Annotated in this window: 15 protein-coding genes; 11 read left to right on the top strand and 4 right to left on the bottom strand. The window is 58.0% G+C overall.

What is annotated here, in order from left to right; translation table 11 throughout:
• Positions 1–188 precede the first annotated feature (188 nt).
• The gene (gene yjgA, locus E0E17_RS04765) at positions 189–731 is read right to left on the bottom strand and encodes a ribosome biogenesis factor YjgA (protein WP_130832014.1); all 543 of its coding nucleotides are present in this window, start codon (positions 729–731) and stop codon (positions 189–191) included.
• Positions 732–845: 114 nt separating this feature from the next.
• On the opposite strand from yjgA, the gene pmbA reads away from it, so the two are divergent.
• The 10 genes from pmbA to E0E17_RS04715 all read left to right on the top strand — a co-directional run bounded on the left by pmbA (position 846) and on the right by E0E17_RS04715 (position 10,160).
• Entirely contained in the window at positions 846–2,186 is a 1,341-nt protein-coding gene (gene pmbA, locus E0E17_RS04760) for a metalloprotease PmbA (RefSeq protein ID WP_130832012.1), read from the top strand.
• A 377-nt stretch (positions 2,187–2,563) separates the two neighbouring features.
• Complete coding sequence (locus E0E17_RS04755; RefSeq protein WP_130832010.1) at positions 2,564–2,896, top strand: glycine dehydrogenase; 333 nt, start codon at positions 2,564–2,566, stop codon at positions 2,894–2,896.
• A gap of 60 nt (positions 2,897–2,956) precedes the next feature.
• Positions 2,957–3,313, top strand: a complete 357-nt coding sequence (locus E0E17_RS04750) for an SFCGS family glycine-rich protein (protein WP_130832007.1) — start codon at positions 2,957–2,959, stop codon at positions 3,311–3,313.
• Between the two features lie 2 nt (positions 3,314–3,315).
• Positions 3,316–3,615, top strand: coding sequence for a DUF4312 family protein (locus tag E0E17_RS04745; RefSeq protein ID WP_130832005.1), 300 nt, complete (start codon positions 3,316–3,318; stop codon positions 3,613–3,615).
• Positions 3,616–3,645: 30 nt separating this feature from the next.
• A complete protein-coding gene (locus E0E17_RS04740; RefSeq protein WP_130832003.1) occupies positions 3,646–4,422 on the top strand; it encodes a DUF4311 domain-containing protein in 777 nt (258 codons plus the stop codon).
• A 12-nt stretch (positions 4,423–4,434) separates the two neighbouring features.
• Positions 4,435–5,076 (top strand): DUF4310 family protein, encoded by a 642-nt coding sequence (locus tag E0E17_RS04735; protein WP_130832001.1) that lies wholly within the window; start codon positions 4,435–4,437, stop codon positions 5,074–5,076.
• Positions 5,077–5,118: 42 nt separating this feature from the next.
• Complete coding sequence (locus tag E0E17_RS04730) at positions 5,119–6,252, top strand: amidohydrolase/deacetylase family metallohydrolase (RefSeq protein ID WP_130831999.1); 1,134 nt, start codon at positions 5,119–5,121, stop codon at positions 6,250–6,252.
• Positions 6,236–7,357, top strand: a complete 1,122-nt coding sequence (locus E0E17_RS04725; RefSeq protein ID WP_130831997.1) for a DgaE family pyridoxal phosphate-dependent ammonia lyase — start codon at positions 6,236–6,238, stop codon at positions 7,355–7,357. The genes E0E17_RS04730 and E0E17_RS04725 overlap by 17 nt, the downstream gene beginning before the upstream one ends.
• Positions 7,354–8,094, top strand: coding sequence for a 2-dehydro-3-deoxy-phosphogluconate aldolase (gene dagF, locus E0E17_RS04720; protein WP_130831995.1), 741 nt, complete (start codon positions 7,354–7,356; stop codon positions 8,092–8,094). Before E0E17_RS04725 ends, dagF begins: the two co-directional genes overlap by 4 nt.
• 155 nt (positions 8,095–8,249) lie before the next feature.
• A complete protein-coding gene (locus E0E17_RS04715; RefSeq protein WP_130831993.1) occupies positions 8,250–10,160 on the top strand; it encodes a BglG family transcription antiterminator in 1,911 nt (636 codons plus the stop codon).
• Between the two features lie 1,300 nt (positions 10,161–11,460).
• Here the strand turns inward: E0E17_RS04715 and E0E17_RS04710 are convergent.
• On the bottom strand, positions 11,461–12,360 hold the full coding sequence (locus E0E17_RS04710; RefSeq protein ID WP_130831991.1) for a LysR family transcriptional regulator: 900 nt from the start codon (positions 12,358–12,360) through the stop codon (positions 11,461–11,463).
• Between the two features lie 132 nt (positions 12,361–12,492).
• On the opposite strand from E0E17_RS04710, the gene E0E17_RS04705 reads away from it, so the two are divergent.
• Complete coding sequence (locus tag E0E17_RS04705) at positions 12,493–13,197, top strand: pirin family protein (RefSeq protein WP_130831989.1); 705 nt, start codon at positions 12,493–12,495, stop codon at positions 13,195–13,197.
• A gap of 29 nt (positions 13,198–13,226) precedes the next feature.
• Here E0E17_RS04705 and dolP read toward each other — a convergent pair whose 3' ends face one another.
• Positions 13,227–13,799 (bottom strand): division/outer membrane stress-associated lipid-binding lipoprotein, encoded by a 573-nt coding sequence (gene dolP, locus E0E17_RS04700; protein ID WP_130831987.1) that lies wholly within the window; start codon positions 13,797–13,799, stop codon positions 13,227–13,229.
• 16 nt (positions 13,800–13,815) lie between these two features.
• Complete coding sequence (gene diaA / locus E0E17_RS04695; protein WP_130831985.1) at positions 13,816–14,403, bottom strand: DnaA initiator-associating protein DiaA; 588 nt, start codon at positions 14,401–14,403, stop codon at positions 13,816–13,818.

The following is a 14,403-nucleotide window of genomic DNA, read 5'->3' as shown; positions in this document are numbered from 1 at the left end:
GGGGGAGAGGGGAATAGTCCGTGCGGTCTTTGCCTTCACCCTGGCCCTCTCCCGGAGGGAGAGGGGACTGCTCCGTGCGGTCTTCGCTCTGACCCTGACCCTCTCCGGGGGGAGAGGGACTGCTCCGTGCGGTCTTCGCCCTCACCCTGACCCTCTCCCGGAGGGAGAGGGGACTGCTCCGTGCGGGCTCAGGCTTCCGCCAGCTCCCGCAGGTACTGGAAAATCTGGCGGGAAGATTTTGCCGGCTTGTTAGCCGCTTTCTCTTTCTGCGCATTACGGATCATGCTGCGCAGCTGCTGACGATCCGCTTGCGGGTATAAGGCGATAACTTCTGTCATCGCATCATCTCCTTTCTCAATCAGGCGGTCACGCAGCGACTCCAGTTTATGGAACAGCGCGACCTGCTGGTTGTGGCGGTTTTTCAGTTTGTCGAGTGCGAGGCGGATCGGTTCAACGTCGCGTGAGCGCAGAAGTTTACCGATCAGCTGTAACTGACGGCGGCGGCCTTCCTTCTTAATACGCTGCGCCAGTTCAATCTCTGCGCGCAACTGCTCATCCAGCGGAATACGATCCAGTGAGTTTTTTCCCAACTCGACCAGCTCTGCGCCAAGGCGTTTCAACTCTTCAGCGTCACGTTTGATTTCGCTCTTACTGACCCAGATAATCTCTTCGTCTTCTTCTTCCTGATTATCTGGCACATCGTCGAGCCAGTCTTCGGGCTGTTTGGTCATCTGTTGGCTCCCAAAAAAAGAGGCTAATCCTACCAGTTTATCGGCTGACTGCGAAATTGTTCTCTGACTCTGATAGACTCAGAGCATTCACCCTTAAGATTAGACGGCAGGTCGATGAACGTATCTTCTCAGGTTGCAGAACAACGAAAAGTCCTGGAACAGGCAGTCGCGCAGGCGCTCGAGTTGGCCAAAGCCAGTACCGATGGCGCAGAAGTCGCGGTCAGTAAAACCACCGGCATTGGCGTCAGCACCCGTTACGGTGAAGTGGAAAACGTGGAGTTCAACAGCGATGGGGCGCTGGGCATCACCGTTTATCACCAGAACCGTAAAGGCAGCGCGTCTTCTACCGATCTTTCTCCCGAAGCGATCCGGCGCACCGTGCAGGCCGCGATCGATATCGCCCGTTATACTTCGCCGGATCCCTTTGCCGGGATGGCTGATGAGCAGCTGCTGGCGTATGAAGCGCCCGATCTCGATCTCTATCATCCGTGGGAGATCGATGCCGATCGCGCCATTGAGTTGGCCGCGCGCGCCGAGCAGGCGTCGCTGCAGGCGGACAAGCGTATTATTAATACTGAAGGCGGCAGCTTTAACAGCCATGTCGGTATCAAAGTTTTTGGTAATACGCACGGCATGTTGCAGAGCTATTGCTCGAGCCGCCACTCTATCTCCAGCTGTGTTATCGCCGGGCAGGATGGCAATATGGAGCGCGACTACGCCTACACCATCGGTCGCGCCATTGACGATCTGCAGAGCCCGGAATGGGTGGGCGCGGAGTGCGCGCGTCGTACCTTGTCACGGCTGTCGCCCCGTAAACTCTCCACCATGAAAGCACCGGTTATCTTTGCTCCGGAAGTCGCCACCGGCCTGTTTGGTCATCTGGTGGGCGCGATCAGTGGCAGCAGCGTTTACCGCAAATCTACCTTCCTGCTGGATGCGCTGGGGCAGCAGATTCTGCCGTCGTGGCTGACGATTGAAGAGAAGCCGCACCTGCTGAAAGGCCTGGCCTCTACGCCGTTCGACAGCGAGGGCGTACGTACTCAGGATCGCGCCATTGTGCAGAACGGTGTGTTACAAACCTGGCTGTTAACCAGCTATGCGGCGCGCAAGCTGGGCCTGCAGAGCACGGGGCACGCGGGCGGCATCCATAACTGGCGCATCGCCGGGCAGGGACACAGCTTTGCCGATCTGCTGAAGCAGATGGGCACCGGCCTGGTGGTCACTGAACTGATGGGCCAGGGCGTCAGCGCCATTACCGGCGACTACTCGCGCGGTGCAGCAGGCTTCTGGGTGGAAAACGGTGAAATCCAGTATCCGGTCAGTGAGATTACCATTGCTGGTAACCTGAAAGAGATGTGGCGCAATATCGTTACCGTCGGCGACGATATCGAAACGCGCAGCAACATCCAGTGTGGATCGGTACTGCTGCCGGAAATGAAGATCGCCGGTCAGTAAACTTCTTCATCACGAAAAGGCAGCCTGCATGACTGCCTTTTTTACCCTTTTTTCCGGTTCTGACCTCTGTTTACCCTTCTTCCGTCAGGGCCAGTCATACTTTTTGCTTATCACCTGACGGCATCAGCCCTGCATTCCTCCTGATAGCTGACCATCCCGTGCGCAGATCACGCGTTCTGTCGGGCTTAGGCGCACTGAATCTTCCTCAGAGACAGCGAAGCGCCCGATCTGTGCATTATGCGATCTGGCGCACAAACCCCTTCCCGATTTCCACTTTCATGCGGAAATGTTGCGTCTCCACAGCGTACGGCTAACCGCGTAATTTATTTGCAATGCAAATTAAGCGCAAAAGTGCGGTGCGAAACAGGAGTAGCAAGGTGAGTAGTGATGCAGTTCCGGTTAGCCAGACCCTGACGGATGAAACAGAAGCGCTGACAGAAAAAGTGATGGCGCAAATTCAGGCTATTTATACATGCCATGATATTCACCCCAACCCGGTTCAGCAGCAAATGCTGGCTTCGCACGTGCGCGCGATGGCGTCGCGCTCGTTAACCGGTGAAGCCTTGCCCGAGGTTGATGAATCCTTGTTTGAGGACATCTCCCCGGAAACCATGCAGCTGGCGCAGCAGGTGGTGGATCTGTTTGGCAACCTGCCGAAAGAGGAGGCGTGGTTGCTTTCCATACATATCGAAGTGGCGCGCGAAGGCTGAGACAGTGCGGCGGCACTCCGCCGTGCGTCAGTAATTTATCAGAACAGAGAGGAAACGCAGATGGTAACTGTAGTGATTGGCGATCGTTTAGGTAAAGGGCAGAAAGTCGCGGCAGGCGTGGAAAAAGCGGGTGGCCGTGCCGTGGTGGTGCCGGGCGTAGCGGCAGATATGAAGCTGGGCGACGTCATGAAGGCAGAAAACGCCGATTTTGGCATCTCTTTCTGCGGCAGCGGCGGCGCAGGCGCCATTACTGCCCAGAACAAGCATGGCTATAAAGCCAAACACGGTATGCGCTCCATTGACGAAGGCGTTACGGCCATCAATGAAGGGGCCACCGTGCTGGGTTTTGGCTTTATGGATAAGGAAGAGCTGGGCGAAAGGCTGGTACAGGCCTGGAACAAGAAGTACGGCAGTTGAGTATGAAAGAGCAATACATCACTCAGGTGAAGGTTCAGGGCAAAGGAGACAGCAAGGCCAAAGCCTTTGCGGATGCCCTGAGCCGGGTACAAAGCCAGGTATTGCAATCGACGCAAAAGATTCTGTTGCGCATCGAGCCGCAGGATGTGCGAGTGCTGCGCGCGCAGGAGAGCGTCCGGACGGAAAAGTTTCTCTTTTTCTTCCTGGCGCGCCAGCGACGGAACTACAGCGTTGAGCTGGAGATTACCGTCAACGTCACCGTAATCGACTGTGAAAAAGTCACCTTTACGGCGGCGACTTAACTACAACAGACGAAAAACAAAGGTAAAAATATGTTTTTAATCATTTTGTTTAAGTCGTTAATCATCGGAGGTTTGGTCGGTGTGGGCGTGGGTGCTGGCGCGGCGCGCATGTTCCACGCACCGACCACGCAGGGGATGGGCGCGTTTCGTACGCTGGGCGAGCTCAACTCCTGTGAAGGCGATCCTGCTTCACACTTCTCCTTTGGTCTCGGCTTTTTCTTTAACGCCTGGGCTTCTTCCGTTGCGGCGGGTTCTTTCACACAGGATGTTGATCATCGCATCATCCCTAACTGGGGCGCGGCTGCGTTGATGGTGAAAAACCGCAACGTGGCGGAAACGCTGCATGATCCGAAAAAGATGGCCATCGCCTGCGGTCTGATCGGCATGATCGTCGTAACCTTCCTGAACACCACTGCCTCGGCGGTACCCGCCGCGCTACAGGTGACGGCGGTAAAAGTGCTGGTGCCAGCGGCAAACCTGCTGGTCAATACCGTGATGCCGGTTATTTTCTGGCTGGCCGCTATCGACGCCGGTAAAAAATCGGGCTTCTGGGCCACCATTTTTGGCGGGCTGGCACAGCTGATTATGGGCAACGCCGTCCCGGGTCTGGTACTGGGTATTTTGATCGGCAAAGGGGTTGAGGAGAGCGGCTGGAACAAAGTCACCAAAGTGATGATGACCGCCATTGTGCTGCTGTTTGTGCTGAGCGGCTTCTTCCGCGGCTTTGATATGAAGTTGCTGGAGTCCTTCCAGCTCGGCATTCCCGGCTGGCTCGATATGATCCATAACTCCCTGAGCGGTAAATAAGAGGCGATCGTCATGAATGAAAATAAAAGCTTCTGGTATGCCGACTGGTCATTCCCGATTTTTGTCGGCCTGCTTTCATCCGGCGTGTTTGCGGGTACCCACATGTATTACCTCTATAGCATCGGCGCTTTTAACGAAGTCGCTTTTGTCTCCATGCTGCGGGCCGGGATGGAAACCGGCGTCTATGGCGCGGTAGCCGCCTTCGGCGCCAGCTTCCTGTTTGCACGCATTATCGAAGGTTCGCTGGTGGGGATTCTCGATATCGGCGGCGCCATTCAGACCGGGGTCGGTCTTGGCGTGCCCGCGCTGCTGCTGGGGGCGGGCATTGTTTTCCCGGTGGCTAACTTTGCTGCCTCGTTGGTAACCGGACTGGTGATTGGTCTCGCCATTGGCTATGTGATTATCCTGGCGCGCAAATTTACCATTAACCAGAGCGACTCCACCTATGGCGCGGATGTGATGATGGGCGCGGGTAACGCCTCGGGCCGCTTCCTCGGGCCGCTGATTATTCTCTCTGCCATGGGCGCCTCTATTCCGATTGGTCTGGGCTCGCTGGCGGGCGCACTGCTGTTCTATCTGTGGAATAAGCCGATCACCGGCGGCGCGATTCTGGGTGCGATGTTACTCGGCGCTATCTTCCCGGTAGCGCTCTGACAGACGGCCCGCGCGCTGGCGGGCCGTGGTTAAGGAGTTTGTATGTTTGATTTGATTATCCGACGCGCGCGCATGCTCGATGAGCAGCTGGTGGATATTGCTTTGCGCGACGGCAAAATCGCTGCCATCGGTCAGGTCGCAGGCAAGGCGACACAGGAGCGCGATCTGGCCGGGCGCTACTATGTCAGCGCCGGCTGGATTGATTCCCATGTGCACTGTTATCCCAAATCCCCCATCTACCACGACGAAGCGGATCGCATCGGCGTCAGCACCGGTGTAACCACGGTGATCGATGCGGGCAGCACCGGCGCGCAGGACATTGATGACTTTTATCAGCTGACGCGGCAGGCGACCACCCGGGTCTATGCGTTGATCAATATTGCGCGCACCGGCATTGTCACCCAGAACGAACTGGCGGACATGACGCAGATCGATGCTGATGCTGTGATCGCGGCGGTCAAACGCCGACCCGATTTTATCGTGGGGCTGAAAGCGCGTATGAGCAGCAGCGTGGTCGGACAAAACGGTATTCAGCCGCTGATCAAAGCGAAGGCGATTCAGCAGGCGGCCGGGGGATTACCGCTGATGGTGCATATCGGCAACAACCCGCCGAACCTCGATGAGATTGCCGATCTGCTCAGCAGCGGCGACATCATTACTCACTGCTATAACGGCAAGCCTAACCGCATTCTGACGTCGCAGGGTGAACTGCGCGCCGCAGTCAAAAATGCGCTGCAGCGCGGCGTACGGCTCGATGTCGGGCATGGCAGTGCCAGCTTCAGCTTTGAGGTGGCACGCATCGCCATCGCCCAGGGTATTCTGCCCGACACCATCAGCTCCGATATCTACTGCCGCAACCGTATCAACGGCCCGGTCCATCACCTGGCGCATGTGATGTCGAAATTTTTCAGTGTGGGAATGACGTTGCCGCAGGTGATCGACTGCGTCACCAGGAAGGCGGCGGAAGGGCTCGGATTAGCGCACAAAGGTCGTCTGGCGCCGGGTTACGACGCCGATCTGACCGTGTTTACCGTGACTCAGGAGCCCTGTGCCTTTGTCGATGCAGAGGGTGAGCAGGTGACGGGTGAGAAACAGCTGGTGCCGCTGGCCGCCGTGGTGGCAGGTCAATGGCATCTGACCAATCAAGGGAAAAGCAATCATGTCTTCGATTTATGAGAAATATGGCCTGAAGCAGGTCATCAACGCTTCTGGCCGCATGACGGCGCTGGGCGTCTCAACGCCTGCGGCTGACGTAGTGGATACGGTGAAATATGGTCTTAACCACTACTTTGAAATGAAAGACCTGGTGGATAAAACCGGCACCTATATTGCGGGTCTGCTTAATGTAGAAAATGCGGTGGTGGTCTCCTGCGCCTCGGCAGGTATCGCGCAATGCGTGGCCGCCACCATTGTGAAAGATGATGCCTGGCTGCTGGAAAATCTGCACGCTGCGCCGCTGCAGGTGCCGCACGATATTGTGGTGCCCAAAGGGCATAATGTGAATTTCGGCGCGCCGGTGGGGACAATGGTCACGCTGGGCGGTGGTCGCGTCGTCGAAGCGGGTTACAGCAATGAATGTTCACCAGCGCAGCTGGCGGCGGCCATTACGCCGCAAACCGCAGCTATTCTCTATGTGAAGTCTCATCACTGCGTACAGAAAAGCCATCTTAACGTGGAGCAGGCGGCAGCCGTGGCGCGCCAGCATGGCGTCCCTCTGATTGTGGATGCAGCGGCAGAAGAAGATCTGCAGTGCTACTACCAGGCGGGCGCAGATCTGGTGATCTACAGCGGGGCGAAAGCGATCGAGGGGCCAACCAGCGGTCTGGTGATCGGCCGTCAGCAGTATGTTGAGTGGGTAAAACGCCAGACCAACGGCATCGGCCGCGCCATGAAGGTGGGCAAAGAGGGCATCCTCGGCCTGACGCATGCGATTGAAAACTATCTGACGCAGCAAAAAACCACCGGTGCTGAGATGGTGGAAAAGATGACGCCCTTTATCGCCAGCCTGAACACCCTGCACGGCGTTACGGCACGTGTGGTATGGGATGCGGCCGGACGCGACATCGCCCGCACCGAGATCGCTTTTGATGAGGCGGCGATCGGTCAGCGCACCGGCGATCTGGTGCAGGCGCTGAAGAACGGCGCTATCGCCATTTACTTCCGCGGCTACAAAGCCAATGAGGGCATTATTGAGGTGGACGTACGTAGCGTCACGCCCGAACAGCTCAACACCATTTTTACGTCTGTGCAGACGCTGTTAAACGGAGAGAAAAGCGCATGAAGCTGACGCCTGATTTTTATAAGGATCGTCTCTGCCTGAATGTTCTGGCGGGATCAAAAGCGAATGCCCGCGCCATCTGGGAGGCGGCAGAAGGCCATGTGCTGGTGGGGGTACTGTCGAAAAACTACGCCAGCACCGAAGCGGCGATTACTGATATGCGCGAGTATGCGCAGCTGATCGATAATGCGATTTCAGTGGGGCTGGGGGCCGGGGACCCCAACCAGTCGGCGATGGTGAGTGCTATCGCCGCCGTGCTCCAGCCGCAGCACGTAAACCAGGTATTTACCGGCGTCGCCACCAGCCGCGCTCTGCTGGGACAGACGCAGACCGTGGTGAACGGTCTGGTGTCGCCCACCGGTACGCCAGGCAAAGTGAAAATCTCCACCGGCCCGCTCAGTTCGCAGGGGCCGGACGCCATCATTTCTGTCGACAGCGCCATAGCCCTGTTAAAAGACATGGGCGGCAGCTCGATCAAATATTTCCCGATGGGCGGCCTGCAAGCGATCGAGGAGTATCGTGCCGTGGCGGAAGCCTGTGCCAGACACGATTTCTGGCTGGAGCCGACCGGCGGTATTGATCCGGATAACTACGCGACGATCGTGCAGATCGCGCTGGAGGCCGGGGTGAGCAAAATCATCCCGCATATCTACAGCTCAATTATCGATAAGTCGAGCGGCGACACGCGTGTGGAAGATGTGCGTCAGCTGCTGGACATCAGCAAAAGGTTACTGGCATAACTACAGGAGCCGTTGGCCGCAATAAGGCGCTGAAACCAGGGAAAGGCGGGCCGGGCTGACGGCGCTTACATGACCGCAAAGGTCGTTTTCTGATAGTAGCGAACAACCCGCTGCGCTATTGGGATGTCACTAACCGCAGTAACAGGTAACGCACCGTGAGATTACCCAATCAACGCCTTGCGCAACTTTTTGAAGCGCTGCAAAACGAAACCCTGCCACAGGATGAACTGGCGCGTCGCTTTGACGTTTCGACTCGCACCGTACGTACTGATATCACGGCGCTGAATGCGTTACTGGCGGAGCACGGGGCGCAGTTCATCCTGAACCGGGGAGAAGGCTACCAGCTACGGATTGATGACGAAGCGCGCTTCCAGCGCTTGCGCGCGCAGTCGCCTGCCACGCTGCGCGTTCCCCGTAACTCGCCGGATCGGGTGCGCTATCTGCTGACGCGTTTTCTCACCTCGGCCTTCTCACTTAAGCTGGAAGATCTGGCCGGGGAGTGGTTCGTCAGTCGGGCCACGCTGCAAAACGATATGGCGGATGTGCGTGAATGGCTGGGGCGCTATCATCTCACTATCGAAACCAAGCCGCGTTACGGTATGAAGCTGTTTGGCAGCGAGGTCGCAATCCGCACCTGTCTGACCGATTTACTCTGGCAGATCGACCAGGAGAACCCCGACAGCCCGCTGCTGACCATTGAAGCTCTGAACAGCGGCATTCTGCAGACCCTGCAGCCGCTGCTGCACCAGTGCTTTGCCCGTCACAATATTCGTCTGAGCGATGAGGGGGAACGCTATTTACGTCTTTACTGTGCAGTTGCCGTGCGACGAATAAGCGAAGGCTATCCGCTCAACGACCCGGGCGAGGGTGAGGTGGATGATGAGGTGCGTGAGGCGGCGCGTCAGCTGGTCAGCCTGATGCGCCCGCTGGTGGGCAAACCGATCTCCATGGCGGAGGAGCACTGGCTGCGGGTGAATATTGCTGCGCGACGTATTCAGGAGGTGGCCCCCAGCGCCATTAATGCGGATGACGCGGATACGCTGGTGGATTATCTGCTGAGCTATATCAATACCCACTACAACTATAACCTGCAGGATGACGTTCAACTGCGCGCCGATCTGCTGACGCACATTAAGACGATGATCACCCGCGTGCGTTATCAGATCCATATTCCCAATCCGCTGCTGGCAAACATCAAGCAGCATTATCCGATGGCGTATGACGTGACGCTGGCCGCTGTGACCAGCTGGGGAAAATATACGCCTTACGTAATCAGTGAAAATGAGATCGGCTTTCTGGTGTTGCATATCGGCGTGGGGCTGGAGCGTCACTATGACGTGGGCTATCAGCGGCATCCCCGGGTGTTGCTGGTGTGCGACAGCGGCAATTCCACGCTGCGCATGATTGAAGCGATGCTGTTACGTAAATATCCGCAGCTGCAGGTCACGGCGCGCCTGTCGCAGCGCGACTATGAGACGCGCACGCGTATCGATGAAGATTTCGTGATCTCCACCATCCGCCTGACGGAGAAAGAGAAACCGGTGGTGGTGATGTCACCTTTCCCCACCGATTTCCAGCTGGAGCAGATTGGCAAGCTGGTGCTGGTGGATCGTACGCGCCCTTATATGCTGGAGAAGTATTTTGACGAGGAGCATTTTCTGATTGTCGACCAGCCGATATCACAATCGGCGCTGTTTCGTCAGCTCTGCGATCAGCTTGAGCGGGAAGGGTATGTGGATGCCGCCTTTTACCCTTCGGTAGAGGAGCGCGAGGCGATTGTCAGCACCATGCTGGGGGAGGGCATTGCTTTGCCACACTCGCTGGGTTTGCTGGCGCAGAAGACCGTGGTTTACACCGTGCTGGCCCCACAGGGGATCTGCTGGGGTGAAGATACGGCCTATGTGATTTTCCTGCTGGCTATCAGCAAAAGCGAATATGAGGAGGCGATGGCGATTTATGACCTGTTCGTTACCTTTATGCGCGAACGAGCAATGTCCCGTCTGCGTAGCAGCACAGATTTCGCCAGCTTTAAAGCCGTGGCCATGGATTGCCTGAGCAGGCTGTAGCTGTCCCCCTCCTGCGGGGGAAAGTCGCACGAAACAGTTCCCTCTCCCTCCGGGAGAGGGTCAGGGTGAGGGGGAAGGCCGCACGGGACAGTTCCCTCTCCCTCCGGGAGAGGGTCAGGGTGAGGGGGAAAGCCGCACGGAGCAGTTCCCTCTCCCTCCGGGAGAGGGTCAGGGTGAGGGGAAGGCCGCACGGAGCCGTCCCCTCTCCCTCCGGGAGAGGGTCAGGGTGAGGGGGAAGATCGCACGGGACAGTTCCCTCTCCCTCCGGGAGAGGGTCAGGGTGAGGGGAAGGCCGCACAGTTCCGCCCGCCAGGCGAGCGGCAGTTCCAGCGGCTGCGCCACACGCGGCCGGGTTAAGGGGCCGTTTCGCCGGCCCCTTAACAATCCCCGCGACCGGCTGCCGTGGCGCAGCGCTGCGCGCTGTCCCCTCGTCACTCACGCCGCCCCACGGATCGCCCGGGACGCGCCCTCCCTGGCGCGGCCCGCGCTCTCGCCGACGTCTTGTCGGCTCGTCCTGGCCGTCGTTCCCTCCTCAGCGCCCCGGAAGCCGGAACCGGGGAGCCGTCTGCAGGTCCTCGCTTTTTTCTTTGCATGTGGTGTGGTCTGAAAGGCTGTTAATGCGCTGAATCAGTGCGTTTGTTCCCCTCACCCCGGCCCTCTCCCAAAGGGAGAGGGGGAAACAGTGCAAGTCTGGAATAATGGAGAGGGGGAAAATCGTGCCAGTCCGGAAGTGGGAGAACGGGAAAAAGAGAAAACAGCAGTTCCGCGCACTAACACTGTGCACAGACATGTACAGTTCCCTCTCCCCCCGGGAGAGGGTCAGGGCGAGGGGGAAGACCGCACGGGACAGTTCCCTCTCCCCCGGGAGAGGGTCAGAGCGAGGGGGAAGACCGCACGGTCTATTCCCCTCTCCCTCCGGGAGAGGGTCAGGGCGAGGGGGGAAGACCGCACGGGACAGTTCCCTCTCTCCCGGGAGAGGGTCAGGGCGAGGGGGGAAGGCCGCACGGTACAGTTCCCACTCCCTCCGGGAGAGGGTCAGGGCGAGGGGGGAAGACCGCACGGGACAGTTCCCTCTCCCCCCGGGAGAGGGTCAGAGCGAGGGGGAAGACCGCACGGTCTATTCCCCTCTCCCTCCGGGAGAGGGTCAGGGTGAGGGGGAAGGCCGCACGGAACAGTCCAGCTACCCAGCCTGTCCTTCAGATGTGGCGCTGTTGCAGGAACCATTTCTGGCGGTGCGGCGGGGGCCTGAGGCGATCCCTTGTCGGTCGTCCGTGGCTGATGCCGCGTTTCGTTCCCGGGGTCAGCCGCGTTTACTCAGTAAACGCGGGATTTCCCGCAGGCACCAGGCTTTGGCTTCGCCCATGCTGTCCCGGCGCCAGGCCATAATAATATCCACTTCGCGCGTATACTCGGCGCTGACCACTCGTAAGCGGCCTTCAGCGATATCTTTTTCCACCATCGGATAGGGCATGGTGGCGACACCCAGACCCGCCAGCAGCGCCCGGCGTTTATCCTCCATCGAACTCACCGTCAGACGCTGCTGTTTGTCCAGCAGCTGAACCGTCAACACCGGGCGTTCACGCGCCGTATCGGCAACGGCGATGCCCCGGTACTTCACGCGCGTCACTTCCGACAGCGGTTCCGGCTCGTTATGAATAGGGTGATCCGGGCTGGCTACATAGACGCTCATCATGGTGTACAGCTTGCGGCTATTAATCTCTGTAGAGGCGCGAAAATGCATATCCGGTGCGATCACAATATCGGCCCGGCCTTGCTCCAGCCGCTCCCAGGCACCTGCCAGCACCTCGGTCATCAGCGAGATCTGCGTACTGGCTTTCTCCGCCAGCTTATCTACCAGAGGAAACAGCTGCCGGGCGGGTACCAGCGCTTCGGTGACAATGGTTAAATGGGTTTCCCAGCCACGCGCCAGCGCTTCGGCATCGGTAGTGAGTTTATCCGCCGCCTCCAGCAACACGCGACCACGCTCCAGCAGCATACGCCCGACGTTAGTAAACTTAGTCCGATGACCGGAACGATCGAACAAAACAACGTCCAGCTCCTCTTCCAGTTTTTGCATTGTATAGCTGAGCGCGGAAGGAACACGTCCCAGCTCATCCGCCGCCGCAGCAAAGCTGCCACGACGATCGATAGCGTCCATTACACGTAAGGCTTCCAGGGTCAGGGCGCGCTCTTTAGCCATGCGATTTCTCTTTCAGGAAATTTGAACATGCCAGGCAGATTAACTGGCTAACAATCCGGCGTCCAGCTCTTTACCATTACCCATAATCAGCTTGCGGCTGAAGTAAGCCGTCAGCGGTCCGGAGGTAAGATAATGATTATGACGCGCAGCGCAGAAGCGTGTGGTCAGGCCGATTTTGGCTGGCTGCAGGCGCGCTACAGCTTCTCTTTTGGCCACTATTTCGATCCTCACTTACTGGGTTATGCCTCGCTACGCGTCCTCAATCAGGAGGTGCTGGCACCGGGCGCCTCGTTGCAACCGCGTACCTATCCCAATGTCGATGTCCTGAATCTCATCCTGCAGGGCGAAGCGGAGTATCGTGACAGCGAAGGCAACTATGTAACGGCCCGCGAAGGGGAGTCAGTGTTGCTGTCTACCCGTCAGAACGTCAGTTACAGCGAATTCAATCTCAGTAAAATGCGCGCGCTGACCCGCATGCAGCTGTGGCTGGCCGCCTGCCCGACGCAGGAAAATCCGCAGGTGCAGAAAATTGCCCTGCCCGATAAGCCAGGCAGCTTGTTGCTTGCTTCACCGGATGGCGCGCAGGGGAGTCTGCAACTGCGTCAGCAGGTCTGGATTCATCACCTCAGACTGACGCCGGGTGAAATCACTATGCTGGATATCAAAGGCCCACGCGCTTATCTGCAATCGATCCATGGATCGCTTGAGGTGTTGACCAGCAGCAAGCAGCAGAGAATGCTGGGCTGCGGGGATGGCGCATTTTTGCAGGATGAACAGCAGATACAGCTCACGGCAAAAACGCCGCTGCGTGCACTGGTGGTGGATATTCCGGTATAAAAAGGGCGGCTTAGCGCCGCCCCGGCGTGTTATTGCAGAATGGTAAAGGCAGTCGTGACGTGTTTGACGCCGCTTACCCGGCTGGCGATATCAGCAGCGGCCTGCGCTTCCTGTTGTGTCACCAGGCCTAACAGAAACACCTCGCCATTTTCCGTCGTCACCTTCACGTTAGAGGATTTGACCTGATCGCTGCCCAGCAGCTGGGAGCGGATTTTGGTGGTAATCCAGGTATCTGACGAGGAGGTGCCCAGGGTCACTTTCGGCCCGATACGCACTTCGTTATAAATTTCGTTGGCACCCTCTACGCCAGCCGCGATCTGTCTGGCCCGGCTGGCAACGTCGTTAGACGGAGCCTGACCCGTCAGCAGCACTTTGCCCTGATACGCCGTTGCGATAATCCGCGCCTCATTTTTGATCTGTTCATCTTTCGCCAGAGCGTTCGAGACGCGCAGTTCCAGGGTGCCATCATCCACCTGGGTGCCCACCGTACGGGGATCGGTGGCGCTTTTGGTGGCGACAGCGGCACTGCCCACAACCACAGCGGCACAGCCCTGTAACATCAGTACAGCCAGCAGACAGGCTACAGCATTCAATGCTTTCATTTATGCTCCTTCAGTTTTATTCCTGGTGAGGAAATAAGGTGTTATCGATCAAATCGCACAGGCAATTCAGCGTCAGCATATGCATCTCGTGAATGCGCGCGCTGCGGTGCGACGGGATCCTAATCTCCACATCATGGGGGCCTAACAAACCGGCAAGCTCGCCGCCGTCATGGCCAGTGAGGGCAACGATGGTCATATCGCGCGTCACGGCAGCTTCAACTGCCTTAACGATATCGCGCGTATTGCCGCGGGTAGAAATCGCCAGCAGCACGTCGCCCGCCTGTCCCAGCGCACGTACCTGCTTGGCGTAAATTTCATCATGCAGACGATCGTTGCTGATGGCTGTCAGCATCACGTTATCCGCGCTGAGCGACAGCGCAGGCAGACTGGGTCGCTCCGTCTCGAAGCGGTTAATCATGCTGGCAGCGAAATGCTGCGCGTTGGCGGCGGATGCGCCGTTACCGCAGCTGAGGATTTTGTTGCCATTCAGCAGCGATTGCACCAGCGTCATTGCGGCGCGAGAAATGGCATCGGGCAACGCTTCTGCTGCCGCAATCTGCGTCTGAATACTCTCTGTAAACCATGCTTTGATTCTGTCCTGCAC

The sequence above is a fragment of the [Erwinia] mediterraneensis genome (genome assembly GCF_900604315.1).
GTDB lineage: Bacteria > Pseudomonadota > Gammaproteobacteria > Enterobacterales > Enterobacteriaceae > Pantoea > Pantoea mediterraneensis_A.
This window is presented reverse-complemented; position numbering and strand designations above follow the sequence as displayed.